Origin of the sequence: Mumia zhuanghuii (assembly GCF_042681565.1) — a bacterium.
Lineage (GTDB): Bacteria > Actinomycetota > Actinomycetes > Propionibacteriales > Nocardioidaceae > Mumia.
The window spans coordinates 167,080-185,413 of record NZ_JBHUFT010000006.1 but is presented as its reverse complement, the minus strand read 5'-3'; the positions used below and the strand labels follow the sequence as shown (position 1 = coordinate 185,413).

Annotated in this window: 13 protein-coding genes; 7 read left to right on the top strand and 6 right to left on the bottom strand. The window is 71.2% G+C overall.

The features are described 5' to 3' along the window. Window positions 1-21: 21 nt before the first annotated feature. Window positions 22-3,195 (top strand): ATP-binding protein, encoded by a 3,174-nt coding sequence (locus ACFSDF_RS08140; protein WP_377157033.1) that lies wholly within the window; start codon window positions 22-24, stop codon window positions 3,193-3,195. A 12-nt stretch (window positions 3,196-3,207) separates the two neighbouring features. On the opposite strand, the gene ACFSDF_RS08135 is transcribed toward ACFSDF_RS08140, so the two are convergent. From ACFSDF_RS08135 to ACFSDF_RS08125, 3 genes are all read right to left on the bottom strand, one after another. Beyond that, the gene (locus ACFSDF_RS08135) at window positions 3,208-4,008 is read right to left on the bottom strand and encodes an ABC transporter permease (protein ID WP_167005457.1); all 801 of its coding nucleotides are present in this window, start codon (window positions 4,006-4,008) and stop codon (window positions 3,208-3,210) included. Next, window positions 4,005-4,985, bottom strand: a complete 981-nt coding sequence (locus ACFSDF_RS08130) for an ATP-binding cassette domain-containing protein (RefSeq protein WP_167005454.1) — start codon at window positions 4,983-4,985, stop codon at window positions 4,005-4,007. Before ACFSDF_RS08130 ends, ACFSDF_RS08135 begins: the two co-directional genes overlap by 4 nt. Window positions 4,986-5,061: 76 nt before the next feature. Next, window positions 5,062-5,451 carry a GntR family transcriptional regulator gene (locus tag ACFSDF_RS08125; RefSeq protein ID WP_243843026.1) on the bottom strand — a complete coding sequence of 130 codons (390 nt, stop codon included), beginning with the start codon at window positions 5,449-5,451 and terminating at the stop codon, window positions 5,062-5,064. Window positions 5,452-5,567: 116 nt separating this feature from the next. Here ACFSDF_RS08125 and pcrA point away from each other — a divergent pair, with 116 nt between their 5' ends. After that, complete coding sequence (pcrA, locus tag ACFSDF_RS08120) at window positions 5,568-7,985, top strand: DNA helicase PcrA (protein WP_167251660.1); 2,418 nt, start codon at window positions 5,568-5,570, stop codon at window positions 7,983-7,985. Window positions 7,986-8,130: 145 nt separating this feature from the next. On the opposite strand, the gene ACFSDF_RS08115 is transcribed toward pcrA, so the two are convergent. Next, on the bottom strand, window positions 8,131-8,985 hold the full coding sequence (locus ACFSDF_RS08115; protein ID WP_377157030.1) for a M23 family metallopeptidase: 855 nt from the start codon (window positions 8,983-8,985) through the stop codon (window positions 8,131-8,133). Between the two features lie 670 nt (window positions 8,986-9,655). After that, a complete protein-coding gene (locus ACFSDF_RS08110; RefSeq protein WP_377157028.1) occupies window positions 9,656-10,558 on the bottom strand; it encodes an alpha/beta fold hydrolase in 903 nt (300 codons plus the stop codon). Window positions 10,559-10,663: 105 nt separating this feature from the next. On the opposite strand from ACFSDF_RS08110, the gene sucC reads away from it, so the two are divergent. Both sucC and sucD read left to right on the top strand, forming a co-directional pair. Continuing rightward, window positions 10,664-11,827, top strand: a complete 1,164-nt coding sequence (gene sucC / locus ACFSDF_RS08105; RefSeq protein ID WP_377157026.1) for an ADP-forming succinate--CoA ligase subunit beta — start codon at window positions 10,664-10,666, stop codon at window positions 11,825-11,827. Window positions 11,828-11,841: 14 nt separating this feature from the next. Beyond that, window positions 11,842-12,735, top strand: coding sequence for a succinate--CoA ligase subunit alpha (gene sucD, locus ACFSDF_RS08100; protein WP_167005443.1), 894 nt, complete (start codon window positions 11,842-11,844; stop codon window positions 12,733-12,735). A gap of 100 nt (window positions 12,736-12,835) precedes the next feature. On the opposite strand, the gene ACFSDF_RS08095 is transcribed toward sucD, so the two are convergent. After that, window positions 12,836-14,686, bottom strand: coding sequence for a sensor domain-containing protein (locus ACFSDF_RS08095; RefSeq protein WP_377157024.1), 1,851 nt, complete (start codon window positions 14,684-14,686; stop codon window positions 12,836-12,838). A 115-nt stretch (window positions 14,687-14,801) separates the two neighbouring features. Between ACFSDF_RS08095 and ACFSDF_RS08090 the strand changes: the two genes are divergently transcribed. From ACFSDF_RS08090 to purH, 3 genes are read left to right on the top strand one after another with little or no spacing between them, the layout of a single operon-like run. After that, window positions 14,802-16,052: a cell division protein PerM gene (locus tag ACFSDF_RS08090; RefSeq protein ID WP_220471277.1), complete on the top strand. Its 1,251-nt coding sequence runs from the start codon at window positions 14,802-14,804 to the stop codon at window positions 16,050-16,052. Beyond that, entirely contained in the window at window positions 16,015-16,659 is a 645-nt protein-coding gene (gene purN, locus ACFSDF_RS08085; protein WP_220471309.1) for a phosphoribosylglycinamide formyltransferase, read from the top strand. The genes ACFSDF_RS08090 and purN overlap by 38 nt, the downstream gene beginning before the upstream one ends. Then, window positions 16,656-18,236 (top strand): bifunctional phosphoribosylaminoimidazolecarboxamide formyltransferase/IMP cyclohydrolase, encoded by a 1,581-nt coding sequence (purH, locus tag ACFSDF_RS08080; protein ID WP_377157022.1) that lies wholly within the window; start codon window positions 16,656-16,658, stop codon window positions 18,234-18,236. Before purN ends, purH begins: the two co-directional genes overlap by 4 nt. Window positions 18,237-18,334: the final 98 nt, after the last annotated feature.

Sequence of the window (18,334 nt, the reverse complement as noted above, 5' to 3'; positions counted from 1 at the left end):
GCCGGGTGCAGGATGGACCTCGTGCAGGTTCAGCTTCTCGGCCCGGTCACGGTCGTCCTCGACGGTGAGCGGGTCGATCTCGGGGGGCCGCGCAACCGCGCGCTCGTCGCCCGGCTCGCCCTCGCAGCGCCCCACCCGGTCGCGACGCAGGTCCTCGTCGACGACCTCTGGGGCGACACGCCTCCACGCCACGCGCACAACGCGCTGCAGTCCGTCGTCTCGCGCGCCCGGGCCCGGCTGCCGGAGGGCGCACTGGCCTCGAACGGGACGGGCTATCGCCTCGCCGTGGTCGCGGAGGACGTCGACGCCTACCGGTTCGATCGTCTCGCCCGTGCAGGGCGGGGGCGCGAGGCGCTGGCGGTGTGGACCGGGCGTGCGCTCGAAGGGCTCGAGGACGTGCCGTTCGCAGGCCCGGCGGCGGCCGCGCTCGAAGAGCGCAGGCTCGCCGTCCACGAGGAGAGTCTCGAGTCGGAGGTCACGAGCGGTCGGTACGACGCGGCGGGCGTCGTCGCCGAGCTGACGGCGCTCGTCGACGCCCACCCGTACCGGGAGCGGCTCTGGACGGCGCTCATGCGGGTGCTCGCCGCGACCGGCCGCACCGCCGACGCGCTCGCGGCGTACGAGCGGATGCGTACCGGTCTGGTCGACGACCTGGGGCTGGACCCGTCCCCTGCGGCACGGGAGCTCCATCGCGCCATGCTCGCCGGCGACGTCACCGGGCCTGCGCCGGCGGCGACCCGCGTACGGACGAACCTGCGGACCGCCTTGACCAGCTTCGTCGGACGTGACGCGGCTGTCGCCGAGCTCGCGCAGCTCGTTGCGTCGCACCGCCTCGTCACCCTCGTCGGGCCCGGGGGAGCCGGCAAGACCCGCCTCGCGGTCGAGACGGCGACAGGGATCGCCTCGGCCTACCCCGACGGCACCTGGATGGTCGAACTCGCCTCCGTGACCGATCCTGCCGACATCCTCGACGCCCTGGTCGGTGCGCTCGACCTCCGCGAGGTGGTCGTGCTCGACCGGCCGACCGAGCGGCGCGGTGACGACCGCACGCGTCTGGTCGAGGCGTTGGCGGGACGGCGCGTGGTGCTTGTCGCCGACAACTGCGAGCACCTCGTCGCGGGCGTCGCTGTCGTCGTGGAGGACCTCCTCCAGGCGTTGCCGGAGCTGCGGGTGATCGCGACCAGCCGAGAGCCGCTCGACCTGCTGGGCGAGGTCGTGCTCCCGGTGGTCTCGCTCGACGTCCCCGGGGGCGAGTCCACTCCACGCGAGGCGCTGGAGCACAGCGCGGTCGACCTGTTCGTCCAGCGCGCGCAGGCGGCGTGCCCGGGGTTCGTGCTCGACGACGCGACGCTGCCGGCGGCGCTCGAGATCTGCCGACGCCTCGACGGGCAGCCGCTCGCGCTCGAGCTCGCTGCCGCCCGGCTGCGCAGCCTCACCGCGCCGCAGATCGCCGCAAGACTCGGCGACCGGTTCCGGCTGCTCACCGGCGGAAGCCGTACGGCACTGCCCCGGCACCGGACGTTGCGGGCGGTCGTCGAGTGGAGCTGGGACCTCCTCGACGAGGACGAGCGCAGGCTCGCCGAACGGCTTGCGGTCTTCCCTGCAGGCATCTCCGTCCCTGCCGCGGCCGCGATCGCCGGGACAGATGCGGCCAGCGCCCTCGACCTGCTCACGGCCCTCGCCGACAAGTCGCTCCTCACCCCCGTCGCGGACAACCTCGGCGAACCGCGGTTCCGGATGCTGGAGACGCTGCGGGAGTACGGCGCCGACCGCCTCGTGGAACGCGGCGTGGCCGACGGCGTCCGGCGTGACCACCTCGCGTACTTCCGCCGCCTCGCCCACGACCTGGAGCCGCAGCTGCGCCGGGCCGACCAGCTCGACGCGCTCGCGGTCCTCGACGACGAGCGCGGCAACCTCCTCACCGCGTTGGCGTACGCCGTCGACACCGGGGACGGCGAGTCTGCGGCCTGGCTCACGGCCGACCTCGCGTGGTACTTCTCGCTGCGCGGCCAGCACGACGAGATCGCCGAGCTCGCCGGTCGCGTGCTCGCGATGCACGGGACGTTGCCGGCCACGCCGGAGCTGGTGTGCGTGGCGATGCGTCTCGTCGCCGTGCTGGACAAGCCGGCGCCGACGAGCGACCGCGTCGCTCTGTCGGAGCGGATCGCTGAGCTGCGGCGCGACCCGGAGCTGGACCGCGAGTCGCCGACCATCACCCTCATCCTGCTCACGGACGATCTGTTCGCGCGGTTCGGGTCCGGTGCGGATGCGGGCAGGTGCGACGTGGGCGGCGTCGACCTGTCCGCAGGGCTCGAGCACCCGGACCCGTGGGTGCGCTCGGCCACGCGGTTTCTCAGGCTCGCCTGGCAGGACAATGCCGGCGCCGCCACCGCCGGTGACCACGACGACCTCGCCGACGCGCTCGACGGGTTCCGTGAGGTCGGCGACCGCTGGGGGCAGGCGATGGGGGAGTCCACCGTCGCTTCGGCGTACGAGCGTGCGGGACGCTTCGGCGACGCGCGAACTCACCTGCACGCGGCCGCCGCACTGATGAGTGCGCTCGGCGCGGACCGCGACGCGCTCCAGCTTCGGACGCGCCGAGCCGCCCTGTCGCTCATCCTCGCGCACGCGCCCGACGAGGTGGAAGCGCTCCGGCGCGAGCTGGAGGATGCCGCGCAGGAGGCGAGACGGGCGGGCTATCGCGACACCGAGCTGTACGCGCGCGTGGCTCAGGTGGAGCTCGAGCGCTGCGGCGGGGACCCTGAGACCGCGCGGCGCCTTGCGACCACGTTGGTCGCCCAGGTCGACGCCGTACCGTTCCAGGCCCCGCAGTTCCGCGCGATCGTCCTCAGCACCGCGGTGATCGCGGTCCTGCCGTACGACGAGGCTCTCTCACGCACGTGGCTCGGTCGCGCTGCCGCAGAAGCCCGGCGTTCGCACGACATGCCGATCGCTGCGATCGTGGCGACAGCGGCGGCAGTGCTCACCGCGCACGGCGGACGCCACGAGCTCGCCGCACGCCAGCTTGGTGCGGCGCGTCAGATCCGTGGCGCCGAGGACCTCGGCAACGTCACTGCGGCCAGGCTCGCCCCGGAGCTGATCGCCGCTCTCGGCCACGATCGTTACGAAGCGGCGTTCGCCGAGGGCGCCGCGCTCTCACGCGACGACGCCCTCGACCTCGCCCTGCCGGAGTGAGCCGAAGGACGCTCAGGCCTTGCGGCGGTAGGCCCGTACGGCCAACGGCGCGAACACGGCGGTGATCGCGACCGCCATCACGACCGTGATTGTGACGTCACCCGCCTCCGCGCCGCCGGTGAACAGACCTCGTACGGAGTCCGTCAGGTGGGTCACCGGGTTCAGGTCGACCCAGGCCTGGAGCCAGCTCGGCATCGTCTCGGGGTCGACGAACATGCTGGAGCCGAAGGTGAGCGGGAAGAGCACGAGGAACCCGATGCCCTGCACCGAGCCCGCCTCGCGCAGCACCATGCCGAGGAAGACCGCGATCCAGCACAGGGCCCAGGCGACGAGCAGCACGAGCGCGCAGCCGCCGAGGACGGACCATACGTTCGTGGTCGCCCGGTAGCCGATCGCGTACCCGAAGCCGAGGGTCACCGCGATCGACGTCGCGTACCGCACGCCCTCGGCCGCGACCGCGCCGACCAGCGGGGCGGCGCGGGGGATCGGCAGCGACCGGAAGCGGTCGAACACCCCCTCCTTGATGTCGGTGTTGAGGTTGACTCCGATCGAGACCGTGCTGAGGAGCACCGACTGCGCCATCAGGCCCGGCAGGACGAACTGGAGATAGTCCTGGGTCGACCCCGAGATCGCCCCTCCGAACAGGTAGACGAACACGACGATCATGAGGATCGGCTGGAACGTCACGTCGAAGAACTGCTCTGGCGTCCGGCGCATCTTCTTCAGCGCCCGCCCGGCCAGCGCTGCGCTGTGACGGACCAGCGGAAACGCCGCCGACTCCGTACGGGCAGGGACCGCGATGGGGGTGCTCATCGGACCAGCTCCTTGTCGTCAGAAGGGAGGACGGAGGTGTCGGGAGACGTGGACCTGCCGGTGAGGGCGAAGAAGACCTCGTCGAGGTCGGGGAGCGTGAGGGTGAGCTCGGTGACGGCGATGCCGCGCTCGTCGAGCGCGCGCACCACCGTGGTGAGCACGGCGTCGTCCTCCACCGGAACGCCGATCGTGCCGAGCTGCGGCTCGTCGACCGGGCGGTCGGCGACACGGTGCAGCAGGGCGGCCACCTCGGCGAGGCGGTCCGGGTCGGACGGGCGGACCTGGAGCGTCCGGCCGCCGACCAGCGCCTTGAGCTCGTGCGGCGTCCCCTCCGCTATCACGCGGCCGTGGTCGATGACGGAGATCCGGTCGGCGAGGGCGTCGGCCTCCTCGAGGTACTGGGTGGTCAGAAGGACCGTGGTTCCCGCCTCGGTGAGGCCTCGTACGACGTTCCACATGTCGTCGCGCTTGCTGGGGTCGAGGCCGGTCGTCGGTTCGTCGAGGAAGATCACCTGGGGCCTGCCGACAAGACTGGCCGCGAGATCGAGGCGGCGGCGCATGCCGCCCGAGTACGTCACGGCGCGGCGGTCGGCGGCGCCGGTGAGGCCGAACTGCTCGAGAAGCTCGGCGGCACGTCGTACGGCGCTGGGGCGGGGGAGATCGAGGAGACGCCCGACGAGCACGAGGTTCTCGCGGGCCGTCAAGGCCTGGTCCACCGAGGCGTACTGCCCGGTCAGACCGATCGCGCGGCGGACCTCGCCCGGCTGACGCGCCACGTCGTACCCGGCGACCGTCGCGTGCCCGCTGTCGGCGCGCAGCAGCGTCGCGAGGACGCGGACGGCCGTCGTCTTGCCGGCGCCGTTCGGTCCGAGTACGCCGAGAACGGTCCCCTCCGGGACAGTGAGGTCGACACCGTCAAGGGCCTGGGTGTCTCCGAAGCGCTTCGTGAGCCCTTCGGCATGGATGGCGTGATTCATGCCTCCACGGTGCGGGGAAGCGCTGTCAAGTCGCTGTCAGTCCGCGCACCACGTCGGGCGGCCCGGCGTGCGCCGATCAGGGCCAGCGGTCCTCGATCAGCCGGATCGCCTCGCTGCGGGCGAGGCCGAGGCGGCGCAGCTGAGCCACGTAGGCGTCGGCGGCCGTGCCCGCGGCCTCCGATGCGTCGGGGGTGAGCGTGCGGGACCGGATGAACGTCCCGCGGCGTCCGAGCGTCTCCACAACGCCCTCGGCCTCGAGCACGCGATATGCCTTTGCCACCGTGTTGACTGCCAGGCCGAGAGTGTCCGCGAGCGCGCGTACGGTCGGGATGCGGGCCCCAGGGCCCAGCGTGCCGTCGGCGGCCTGGGCCGCGACCTGTCGCCGGACCTGCTCGTACGGCGGTTCGGTGGCGTCGTGGTCGACCACGATCTGCATACGCGATGCAGGGTCGACGGTGGTACTCACGTCTGGCTCCCTCTGGGTGGCGAACTACCCGCACCCCCAGAATAGTTCGGACCTGGTCTCCACAGGTGATGAACGGCCTCCGCCGATGTCCGAGGGCACCCGTAGGCTGGGACCCGATGAGCCTCTCGTTCCCCGTGCCCCCCGACCGGATGCCGTCCGAGCGACGCTCTGGCGACCTCCGTACGTCCCATGCCTTCTCCGACACCGGAGGAGGCGGCGGTCACGACCGCCCGAGCGACGAGGAGATCGAGGCGCGCCGCCAGGCTGACGCCGATCGCCTGCTGGCCGGGCTCAACGAGCCCCAGCGCGCGGCGGTGACCCATACCGGTGGGCCCCTGCTGGTCGTCGCCGGCGCAGGCTCGGGCAAGACCCGCGTGCTCACCCGCCGTATCGCGTGGATGATCTCCCAGCACCGCGTGCATCCCGGCTCGATCCTCGCGATCACCTTCACCAACAAGGCCGCAGCCGAGATGCGCAAGCGCGTCGAGGAGTACGTCGGCGGACGCTCGAGGCTGATGTGGGTGAGCACGTTCCACTCCGCATGCGTGCGGATCCTCCGCAAGGAGGCCCAGCGCCTCGGCTACACGTCGACCTTCACGATCTACGACGCCGCCGACTCAAAGCGGCTGATGACGCAGGTGTGCCGAGACCTCGAGCTCGACCCCAAGCGCTTCCCGCCGCGTGGCGTCCTCAACTGGGTCTCGAACTTCAAGAACGAGCTCGTCGACCACGAGCAGGCCGCCTCCAAGGCGCACAACGACACCGAACGGGCGTATGCGCGGGCCTACACGGCCTACCAGGAGCGACTGCGGGCCTCCAACGCGATGGACTTCGACGACCTGATCATGACGACGGTCCACCTGTTCCAGGCGTTCCCCGACGTCGCCGACGTCTATCGGCGCCGGTTCCGGCACGTGCTGGTCGACGAGTACCAGGACACCAACCACGCCCAGTACGTCCTGATTCGCGAGCTGTGCACCGAGCCTGATACCGATCTTCTCGTCGTCGGTGACTCCGACCAGTCGATCTATGCGTTCCGCGGGGCCAACATCCGCAACATCCTCGAGTTCGAGGCCGACTTCCCGACGGCGACGACGATCCTGCTCGAGCAGAACTACCGCTCGACCCAGTCGATCCTCGACGCGGCCAACTCCGTCATCGCGCGCAACGAAGGCCGCAAGAAGAAGAATCTCTGGTCAGCCCAGGGCAAGGGCGAGCTGATCGTCGGCTACGTCGCGGACGACGAGCACGCCGAGGCGCAGTTCGTCGCCGACGAGGTCGACCGCCTGACCGACGAGGGTCTCGCGAAGCCCGGCGAGGTCGCCGTGTTCTACCGGACCAACGCGCAGTCGCGTGTGTTCGAGGAGGTGTTCATCCGCGTCGGCATGCCCTACCGCGTCGTCGGGGGCGTGCGCTTCTACGAGCGCAAGGAGGTCAAGGACGCGATCGCCTACCTGAGGGCCCTCGTCAACCCGGCTGATGCCGTGTCGCTGCGCCGCATCCTCAACACTCCCAAGCGTGGCATCGGCGAGCGGGCCGAGGCCGTCGTCGGTGCGTATGCCGATCGTCTGCGGATCACCTTCTGGGAGGCGTTGCAGCGGGCCGAGGAGGCGCCCGGCATCGCGACCCGCTCGTTGAAGCAGATCAACGCCTTCGTCGAGACCATGAAGGGGCTGCAGGAGCTGGCGGCGTCGGGCGAACCCGTCGACGCCGTGCTCGAGGCGACGCTCGCACGGTCGGGCTACCTCGACGAGCTCGAGAACAGCACCGATCCGCAGGACGAGGCCCGCGTCGAGAACCTCTCTGAGCTCGTGGCCGTCGCGCGCGAGTTCGTCTCGGACGCGGCCACGCTGGCCGACGCGCCGATCGAGACCGAGGACGAGCCCCTCGACGACGAGGTGCTCGCCCCGGGATCGGTGGCGGCCTTCCTCGAGCGCGTAGCGCTGGTCGCGGACGCCGACTCGATCCCCGACTCGGGCGAGGGCATGGTCACGCTCATGACCCTGCACTCGGCCAAGGGCCTGGAGTTCCCCGTCGTCTTCCTCACCGGTCTCGAGGAGTCCGTCTTCCCGCACATGCGATCGATGGGCGACCCCAAGGAGATGGAGGAGGAGCGCCGGATCGCGTACGTCGGTCTCACCCGCGCCGAGGAGCGCCTCTACGTGACACGCGCCCTCGTACGCTCCGCGTGGGGCGCCCCGTCCCACAACCCACCGTCGCGGTTCCTCGACGAGATTCCTGCCGAGCTCGTCGACTGGAAGCGCACCGAGTCCGACACGACGACCTGGTCGGGTGGCTACCTGCCTCGCCGGACCACGACGCCGATCCGCGCCGCCAGCGCTGCTCGGGCGAGCAAGGAGAAGCGTGACGTCCCGAGCCTGGCGCCCGGCGACCGTGTCTCGCACGACGCCTTCGGTCTGGGCACGGTGGTCGCGCTCGAGGGGGCCGGCGACCGCGCGGTGGCCTCGGTCGACTTCGGGTCGGAGGGCGTGAAGCGCCTGCTGCTGCGCTACGCGCCGGTCGAAAAGATCTAACCTTCCCGGGTCACTTTCTGGCGCCCCCGGGTCGCTGTCGGGCGCTGCCGGGTCGGCGTCTGGCGCCAGACGGCTCGCCGCACCCGCAGAGAGTGACCCGGCACCCGCAGGGAGTGACCCGGCACCCGCAGGGAGTGACCCGGGGTCAGGGGTTGACGTTGTGCGCGCGGAGCGAGGCCAGCGGGTCGATGGGCGATCCGCCGGCCGGGCGCACCTCGAGGTGGAGGTGGGGGCCCGTCGTGTTGCCGGTGGAGCCGACGTAGCCGATCACGGTGCCCGGATCGACCTTGGTGCCGGAGCTGACCTTGACCGACGACTGGTGGCAGTACCAGATCTCCGTACCGTCCTCGAGCGTCAGCACGGTCTTGTTGCCGTAGGCGCCGTCGTACCCGGTGCTCGTGATCGTGCCGCGTGCCACCGCGACGAGCGGTGTGCCGGACGGCGCGGCGAAGTCGAGCCCGGTGTGGACGGTGGACCACAGCGAGCTGGACTGGCCGAAGCGTGCTGTCAGGCGGTAGCCGGTGAGCGGGAGAACCCACTGGTTCTTCTTGATCTGCTGCGAGCGTGCCTCGGTCCGGTCGGCGAGCGCCGCAAGCGAGGCGGAGAGCTGAGCGGCCTGCTGCTCGGCCTGCTTGTCGAGGAGTGCGCGGTCGAAGTCGCGGGTGACGTCGACGTTGTTCGGGTCGTACCTCTTGGCGGACGAGCCGCTCACGTCGGCGGAGAGCGCCTGGAAGTCGGCGGTCTCCATCACAGGCGGCTTGGCCGACGAGACCGCGACCGCGCCGATGCCGGCGATGACGAGCGCTGCGGCGCCGATGAGGGCAGGAGTCGGGAGGCGACGGGACTTGCCGGTGCGGGCCCGCGACGAACGAGACCCGGGAGGGGTCGCGCGACGGGCGCTGCGCATCTCACCGGAGCGACGCTCAGTGACGGTCGTGTGGTCGCTGACCGCGTCGATCTGCGCGGTGGCGTCGCCCGGGATCGGGGGGAGCTCGGCCACGCGCTTGCCGCGGGTCGGCGGAGGCGGGCCGGCAGGGGACGAGCTGGGGGAAGCGGTGCGAGGGGCGCTCTCACGTGGGGCGCTCGCCATCGTCTTGGCGGCGGGCCGGGCGGCGCGGCGGCCACCGGCGGATCGCGACGGTGTCGCGGACGAAGCAGGGGGGTGGGGCGTGGACTGCTGGGCGGAGGACGGGGCCGGAGCCGGGGCTGCTTCCGCCGGGGGAAGGGCGGTCAGCGGTCGGCTGACCTCGGTATGCGCGGCGACCTCGGTGTGGACCGCGGTGATCTCGGTCCGGATCAGCGTCGTCTCGGCCGGTGAGGGCGGAAGGGGCGTCGGAGTGATCTGAGGTGACCGCGTCGCTTCACCTGTCGGTGGGACGGTCTTGCCGGCGACCCTGCGGCCGGGCGAGCTCGATGCCGTGCCAGCGCTGGAGTCTGACGATCGCGAGCCGCCCTTCTTGGGCTTCTCGGCGCGGCGCTTGGGGGCGGGGCGCGACGTCACGAAACGGAACCTCCAGTAGTGGACTGACGGCTGTCGACACTAGCGGAAGCGCCCCCGTTACCGAAGAGTGACAACCCGACCACTGTCCAGCATCTTGGACAGTTGGTCAAGGTTGTCCTCTCGATCGCTGTCATGGCGGGCCGAGCGCCGTAAACGTGTGAACCCGGCCTCACTGGGCTGTCCGCGCAGCATCAGGGGAGGAAATGCGTTCTCGTACGACCTCCGCGACCAGTGCGGGCTCCGTCCACGGCATCCAGTGGCCTGCGTCGACCTCGCGGCGCTGGAGGTAGTCGACGGCGCGGGGGAGGTCTTCGTATAGGGCGGGGGAGAGAAAGGCGTCGCGCAGCGGGACGACGAGCGTGACCGGAACCGTCGTCGACGCCGGCGCTGGGGTCCGCAGCGCGTGGAAGGCGTTCGCGCGGTAGAGGTTGACGCCGTTCGCGCCATCACGCGCCAGCGAGCCTGACCAGTGCGCGTCGTCGAGGCCCTGCGACCGTACGAGCACCCGGCGGACCGACCGCGTCGCGCGGCGCATGACGAGCTCGGGGACGAGCGGGACCTGGAAGGCCGCGATGTACCAGGACTTCGCGAGCTGCTCGGCCAGCACCCCGAAGCGCCTCCGGGAGAACGCGTCGCGCAGGAACGCCCCGTACAGGCGCAGATCGGGGCCGCTGATCGACACGTACGAGGCGATGCGACCCCGCAGCCGATCGTCGGAGCCGGCGGCGAACACAGCCGCCCACAGCTGCACCGAGCCCCAGTCGTGCCCGACGAGGTGGACGGGGCCGCCGTCCGGCCGTACGGCGTCGAGGACGGCGACCAGGTCGTCGATCAGCCGCTCGACCCGGTAGCCGTCGCGGTCGGCCGGCGCCGTCGACGCGCCCGCGCCGCGGACGTCGTACGTGACGACGTCGAGGTCGTCGAGCAGGGGCACGACCTTGTCCCACACGTGGTGGTTGTCGGGGTAGCCGTGGACGAGCACGACGGTGGGCCCCGTACGGGTGCCCGTCCGCCTCACCGCGAGGGTCACCCCTGCGGAAGGCACACTGAGAGGAGCGCTGTCACCGGCCATGCTCGGATCCTAGTCCGCGCACCCCGTCCGGCTGTGACGAGGCTCACGGGACTAAAGTCGCGAAGGTTGTACGGCAGCGTACCTGTACCAAAGGACGGCATCACCGTGGATCTGATGGAGTACCAAGCGAAGGAGCTCTTCGCCAAGCACGGGGTTCCCGTGGCGCTCGGCGTCGTGGCGAACACCCCCGAAGAGGCGCGCAAGGGCGCCGAAGATCTGGGTGGCGCAGTCGTCGTCAAGGCCCAGGTCAAGGCCGGCGGCCGTGGCAAGGCGGGTGGCGTCAAGTTCGCGCCCACGCCCCAGGACGCCTTCGACCGCGCCAGCGACATCCTCGGCATGGAGATCAAGGGCCTCACGGTCAACCGTGTCCTGATCGCGCCCGCTGCCAGCATCGAGGACGAGTACTACTTCTCCTTCCTGCTCGACCGTGCGAACCGGCAGTACCTCTGCATCGCGTCGGTCGAGGGTGGTGTCGAGATCGAGGAGGTCGCCAAGACCAACCCCGATGCCGTCAAGCAGATCCCGATCGACCCGGGCACCGGCGTCGACGCTGAGAAGGCACGCGCGATCGCGACCGAGGCCGGGTTCCCGGAGCCGGTCTTCGAGCAGGCCGTCACCATGATCGAGGCCCTCTGGAAGGTCTTCGTCGAGGAGGACGCCACGCTCGTCGAGGTCAACCCACTGGCGAAGCTCGCGGGCGACACGCTCGAGGCACTCGACGGCAAGGTCTCGCTCGACGAGAACGCCGAGTTCCGTCACCCCGAGCACGAGGCGTTCGTCGACAAGAGCGCGGAGAACCCGCTCGAGGCGAAGGCCAAGGAGCTCAACCTCAACTACGTCAAGCTCGAGGGCCAGGTCGGCATCATCGGCAACGGCGCGGGTCTGGTCATGTCGACGCTCGACGTCGTCGCGTACGCCGGTGAGGCTCACGGCGGCGTGAAGCCGGCCAACTTCCTCGACATCGGTGGCGGCGCGAACGCCCAGGTGATGGCGAACGGACTCGACGTGATCCTCGGCGATCCCGATGTGAAGTCCGTCTTCGTCAACGTCTTCGGCGGCATCACCGCCTGTGACGAGGTCGCCAACGGCATCGTGGGCGCGCTGGACCTGCTCGGCGACGCGGCTACCAAGCCGCTCGTCGTCCGCCTCGACGGCAACAACGTCGAGCTCGGCCGGCAGATCCTCAACGAGCGCAACCACCCGCTGGTCACCCTCGTCGACACCATGGACGGCGCGGCCGACAAGGCCGCCGAGCTGGCGAACGCCTGAGAGGGGACGAGGACATGTCCATCTACCTGAACAAGGACTCGAAGATCATCGTCCAGGGCATCACGGGCGGCATGGGTGCCAAGCACACCGCTCTGATGATCGACGCGGGTTCGCAGATCGTCGGCGGTGTCAACGCGCGCAAGGCCGGCACCACCGTGACGCACAAGAAGGACGGCGCTGAGGTCGAGCTTCCCGTCTTCGGCACCGTCAAGGAGGCGATGGCCGAGACCGGCGCCGACGTGTCGGTCGTGTTCGTGCCGCCGGCCTTCACCAAGGACGCCTGCATCGAGGCGATCGACGCCGGCATCGGCCTGCTCGTCGTCATCACCGAGGGCGTCCCGGTCCAGGACACGGCCGAGGTCTGGTCGTACCTGCAGGGCAAGCAGACCCGCATGATCGGCCCGAACTGCCCCGGCATCATCACGCCAGAGGAGTCGCTGGCCGGCATCACGCCGCACACCATCGCGGGCAAGGGCCCGATCGGCCTCGTGTCGAAGTCGGGCACGCTGACCTACCAGATGATGTACGAGCTGTCGGACCACGGCTTCTCGACCGCCATCGGCATCGGCGGCGACCCGATCGTCGGGACGACGCACATCGATGCGCTCGAGGCGTTCGAGAACGACCCCGAGACCAAGGCGATCGTCATGATCGGCGAGATCGGTGGCGACGCCGAGGAGCGGGCCGCGGCCTACATCAAGGAGCACGTAACGAAGCCGGTCGTCGGCTACGTGGCGGGCTTCACGGCACCCGAGGGCAAGACCATGGGCCACGCCGGCGCCATCGTCTCCGGCTCCTCCGGCACGGCCGAGGCTAAGAAGGAGGCCCTCGAGGCCGCCGGTGTCAAGGTCGGCAAGACGCCGTCCGAGACCGCCGAGCTCATGCGCGAGATCCTCAAGTCGCTCTGACCTGAGGCGCTCGCCAGCGCAGCGTACGAGGCGCCCCGACCCTGCTGGGTCGGGGCGCCTTCGCGTGTGCGCCGTCGGCGTGGGCCGTCCTTTGCGCTGGTCAGCGCCAGTAGGCGAGGCGCTGGGCGGCGCGGTCGGCGACGAGGTTGAACTGGCCCGCGCTCAGGTCGGCGCGCTTGGTGCCGGACTGGGCGACCTCGGTCACCGTGGCTCCGCGACGGACGAGTGCGAGGCGGTAGCTGATCGTCGACTTGCGACCGGTCTCGAAGGTCATCCGCCACGTCTTGCCGCTGTAGCCGGAGCCCTTGACGGCGTTGCCCGTGACGACCTTGGCCGCCTTGTTGCGGTCCTCGCACTTGGCGATGCGCTGCTCGAGCCGCTTGACGAACGTGGCCGCCTGACGTGGTGAACGGAACGTCGCGATCGCCTGGCCGATGCCGAACTGCTTCGGGACAGCCTTGTCGTTGGGGACGACGTAGACGCGCGCACGGGACTTTGCGACGGCGGGGCCCATGAAGCTGGCCCGGTCGCACATCGTGGCCGCAGGGTTGGGGCTTGGGGGCTCGGGCTCCGTCCCGCCCCACGGCTTGGTCTGGCGACCGACCGGCGGCAGGTCGACCGCGGCCAGGAAGCCAGGGTTGGAGGACGTACGGGGGAGCGGGGCGCCCGCGACCTTCGTCGACGTCGTGCACGGCCCGCCGGAGGCGGCGCAGGACAGCCGCATGCTCTCGACGAGCGCCGAACCGAACGCGGCGACCGAGGGCGCCGCGCCGTCTGTACGGTGCACCAGCACCGAGTTGACGACGCCGGCCTGGATGAAGCCGACGGTGAGCGTACGGGAAGGCGAGCCGAACTCGCGCAGACGCAGGATCGTGACCGGTGAGGAAGCACCGGCGATCGTCGCCGCGCTCGCCATCTGAACCCGGGGGACGGAGCAGTCGGCGTACCACTGGAGGCGTCGCTTGAACGCCGCCTGCGCCGACTCGGTGCTGCGGGCGATCTCGAGCGCCTGGATGGCGAGCTCGGGCTCTCCGTACGCCTCGAACTCACGGACGAAGGTCTTGCGCGGGTCGTCCGTCGCAAACCGGCGGGGCGTGCACGCCGTCAGCGGATCGCCTGCGTCCGAGGCGCGATCAGCGGTGTCGGCGGTGCGCTCGTCGTCCGTCGCCTCGTCGGAGGTCGTGGACACGGTGGTCCAGTCGTGGGACGGGTCGATCCGGCTGGCCTCGGTCGCGTTCATCAGCGATTTGGCGGTCACGGCGTCGCCGGGGCGGGCGCTGCTCACCGGGCGTTCGCCCACCCGGTTGCGCTCCTGCGCCTCGGCCTGGCCGAGCGGCGCAGTCGGCGTGACGATCAGGCCCGAGGCGATGACGCCGACGCACGCGGCGGCGACGGCGACGAGCGTGTGGCGACGGCTGCGGCCGCGTGCCTTGTAACGCACCCGGGACGGACTGGGGAGCATGATCTGCTCGGAGACCTCTGACAGGCCCAGCAGGCGACTCTCGACCTGGCCGATGCTCTGGCTCAGCGCCTGCTCGAGCTCGGTCACCGCGTGCTGGGTCTCTGCGACAGCCTCGCTGTCACTGATGCCGACGTCACGGGCGGCGGCCGACAGGTCGAGCTCACCGAGCGTCTGCAGGATGATCAGGCGCCGCGGACGGCTGCCGAGCTCCTGCAGGGCCTCGATCAGCGCGAGGTCGCTGTCGTCCTCGTGGCGCCGCCGCCACGGGCGCGTCCCCCGCGCGAGGCGGGCCTGGCGGAAGGCCTCGCCGCGCACGTACGAGAGCGGGTCACGGGCGCGCTGCTTCGCCCAGCCCCGCCAGGCCTTCTCGTACGCCTCCGCGACAGCTTCGGCCGTGACGGAACGGTCACCACACTCGGCGTACGTGAGGTGCGTCACGTACCGGCTGGTGGAGTCGTAGAAGGTGTCGAACTCATCCACCTTCGGCATGACTCGGGTCTCCCTACGGTTGCGGGTCGGGGCGGTGCAGCTGGACGGCCCCCCGGGCGGTGCGCAACGGCGTGCCTCCGTCCCGGCGACCCAGGCTACAGGGACGATGGTCACGATGATCGAGACCTCGGACACCTCAATGCGCCCGCTCCGCACCCGGCCTGGGCAGGACAGCCGACCCGGCTGGGCTGCCGGGGTGATCGCGGCCGTCGTCGCCGCCCTCCTGGGCCTGCTCGTGTGCGGTGGCCTGACCGTCGTCGTCTGGCTCGCGGGGGAGTCCGGGACGGCCGGAGGGGCCCTGCGCGGCGGCGCGATCGCCTGGCTGGCGGCCCACGGGAGCGGCGTGACAGTGGGTCATACCGTGATCAACGCGATCCCTCTGGGGCTGTTCGCGCTGGTGGTGCTGACCCTCCATGCGACCGTCGCTCGCGTCGCCGCAGGCTGGGGCGTCTCCAGCCGCATCCGTGAGGTCGGCGTGGTCGCCGCGACCTGCGCTGCCTCGTACGCGGCCGTGCTCGCCGTGGTGGCGTGGTGGTCGCAGCTCGAGGTGGCCGCTGTCCACCCGGGGCGGGCGGCGATCGCCGGCCTCGTCGTCGGCGGGGTCTGCGGGGCGACCGGAGCCGCGCACGGCACGGGTTGGCTGCGCCGCCATCACCGCGCCTTGCCGCCGACGGCACGGTCGGCGCTGCGCGGGGGGATCGTCGGGGCGATCACCCTCGTCTCGACGGCCGGCCTCCTCGTCGTCGGTGACCTCGTCGTCCGGGCGGACGCGGCAGGCGCGCTGTGGGACGGACTGCGGCCTGGCCTGCTCGGCGGGATCGGCCTGTTGCTCGTGTGCGTCCTCGTCCTGCCCAACCTCGTGCTGTGGACGGTGGCGGCGATGCTCGGGCCCGGGTACGCCCTGGGCGCCGGCACCTCGGTCACGCTGACCTCCAGCACGCTCGGGCTCGTCCCGGCGCTGCCCGTCCTCGCGGCCGTGCCGCCGGCGGGCCCGCGGCCCGGCTGGCTGATCGCGTTCGCCGCGGTGCCGCTGCTGGCGGGCGCCCTCGCGGGCTACGTGACCGTCACGCGGGCCGAGCGGCGCGCGCTCGGTGCCTTCCGTACCGATGTGGTGGCCGGGGCGGCCGCCGGGGCGTTCGCCGGCGCCGTGGTGGGAGTCGGCCTCCTCCTGTCCGGTGGGGCGGTCGGACCAGGCCGGCTGGGCCACAGCGGACCCGATCTGCCGCTCTCCGTGCTGCTCTCGATCGGCGTCCTCGCCGTGGGTGGCGCGGTCGGCGCGGCCGCGGCGCACTATCGTAGTCGCCGTGGAGCAGACGACGACGCCCTTTTTGACCCGTCCACGGCGGACTCCACCCCCCACGGCTGAACGGCCGGCACGGCTGGTCGTCCTCGTCTCCGGGTCCGGGAGCAACCTCCAAGCGTTGATCGACGCCTGCGCCGATCCCGCGTACGGGGCCGAGGTCGTGGCCGTCGGTGCGGACCGTGACGGCATCGAGGGGCTCTCCCGCGCGCAGCGGGCTGGAGCGGACATCTTCGTCCACCGCGTCCGCGACTACGACGAGCGTGCCGACTGGGATGCTGCGCTCACCGCCAGCGTCGCCTCGTACGAGCCCGATCTGGTCGTCTCGGCGGGGTTCCTGAAGCTGGTCGGGGCGTCGTTCCTGACGGCGTTCGCGGACCGCTACGTCAACACGCACAACTCGCTGCTCCCGAGCTTCGTGGGGATCCACGGTCCGCGCGACGCGCTGGCGTACGGCGTGAAGCTCGCGGGAGCGACTTTGTTCTTCGTCGACGACGGGGTCGACACCGGGCCGATCATCGCCCAGGTGGCCGTCCCCGTCCTCGACGACGACGACGAGGACACGCTCATGGAGCGCATCAAGCAAGCGGAGCGTCGACAGCTGGTCGACGCCGTCGGAGCGATGGTCCGCGAGGGCTGGTCCATCGCCGGAAGAAAGGTCACGATCGGATGAGCGACGACGAGGCTCTGCACGACGAAGGACGGCGCCCGATCAAGCGGGCCCTGGTCTCGGTGTACGACAAGACCGGGCTCGAGGGGCTGGCAGTCGGTCTGCAGGCCGCTGGCGTCGAGATCGTGTCGACGGGATCGACCGCGGCGAAGATCGCCGAGGCAGGCGTCCCGGTGACCAGGGTCGAGGAGCTGACCGGGTTCCCCGAGACTCTGGACGGCCGCGTCAAGACGCTGCACCCGAAGGTCCACGCCGGCATCCTCGCCGACCTGCGTCTCGACGCGCACGTCGAGCAGCTGACCGAGCTCGAGATCGAGCCGTTCGACCTCGTGGTCGTCAACCTCTATCCGTTCAGGCAGACGGTGGCCTCGGGCGCATCACCGGACGAGGTCGTCGAGCAGATCGACATCGGCGGACCTTCGATGGTGCGCGCCGCCGCCAAGAACCACCCGTCAGTGGCCGTCGTGGTGGACCCGCGGCGCTACGAGGGTCTGCTCGAGGCGGTGCGGGGTGGCGGCTTCACCCTCGACCAGCGCAAGCGGCTCGCGGCCGAGGCGTTCACGCACACCGCTTCGTACGACATCGCGGTCGCGTCGTGGTTCGAGAGCCTGTACGCGCCGCAGCCGGCGCAGCAGTTCCCGGCGTGGGTCGGCGGCGACTGGGCGCTGTCGACGACGCTGCGGTACGGCGAGAACCCGCACCAGCCGGCCGCGCTCTATCACGGCGACCGGCCCGGCATCGCCAACGCGACGCAGCTGCACGGCAAGGAGATGTCGTACAACAACTACGTCGACGCCGATGCCGCCCGCCGTGCGGCGAACGACTTCGAGGCGCCGGCCGTCGCGATCATCAAGCACGCCAACCCGTGCGGGATCGCGATCGGTGAGGACATCGTCGAGGCGTACGAGAAGGCGCACGCGACCGACCCGGTGTCGGCGTACGGGGGCGTGATCGCGTCGAACCGTCCGGTGACGGTGGAGATGGCGGAGAAGGTCACCCGGGTGTTCACCGAGGTGATCGTCGCGCCGGACTTCGAGCCGCGGGCCGTCGAGGTGCTGACGCGCAAGAAGAACATCCGCATCCTGGTCGCGCCGCTCGACGAGCACCCGCAGCGGATCGAGATGCGGCCGATCTCCGGCGGGCTGCTGCTGCAGTCGCGCGACCACGTCGACGCGCCGGGCGACGACCCGGCGACGTGGACGCTGGCAGCGGGCGAGGCGGCTGACGACGCGACGCTGGCCGAGCTCGCGTTCGCGTGGACGGCGTGCCGCTCGGTGAAGTCGAACGCGATCCTGCTGGCTAAGGGTGGCGGCGCCGTGGGCGTCGGCATGGGCCAGGTCAACCGCGTCGACTCCTGCCGCCTCGCGGTCGAGCGTGCGGGCACGGACCGTGCGCGTGGCTCGGTCGGGGCGTCGGACGCGTTCTTCCCGTTCGCCGACGGGCTGCAGGTGCTGATAGACGCCGGCGTGCGGGCCGTGGTCCAGCCCGGCGGCTCGGTGCGCGACGAGGAGGTCGTCGCGGCGGCGAACGCAGCGGGGATCACGATGTACTTCACGGGATCGCGCCACTTCTTCCACTGACGTACGACCCGACATCACGACCCGACGTTGCACCCCCGAATCCGGGGTGCAACGTCGGGTCCTTTCGTCGGGTCTTCCGTCATCCACAGGGGTACGAG